Raw genomic sequence first — 248 nt, 5'->3', positions numbered from 1 at the left:
CATGAAAGCCACTGCGCGAGACCCCGAGCGCCTCGCAGATCCACGATATCGGCCAGATCCCCCGGTGCTTCGCAACGAAGGCAAACCTCATATCGAGTCCTTCGCGAAGTAGGCCGCTGCTTTTTTTTAAGATATCGCGCTCCGCCTTCATCTTGGCGAGCTCGCGGCGCAGCCGCTCGATCTCCTGCTGCTCGGGTTTCAGATTGCCGTGGCCGGGAAAGGCCGCGCCGGCATCCGCCTCGAACTCC

General features: G+C 62.1%; 1 pseudogene. It reads right to left on the bottom strand.

Annotated elements, in window-relative coordinates:
• Positions 1 to 248 (bottom strand): annotated as a pseudogene (locus C7I55_RS27645) (IS3 family transposase); the annotation flags it as partial.

It is taken from the genome of Allosphingosinicella deserti (assembly GCF_003012735.1).
GTDB classification, from domain to species: domain Bacteria; phylum Pseudomonadota; class Alphaproteobacteria; order Sphingomonadales; family Sphingomonadaceae; genus Allosphingosinicella; species Allosphingosinicella deserti.
Note: the sequence above shows the minus strand (reverse complement) of the source record. Positions and strands in the feature narration are given on the sequence as shown.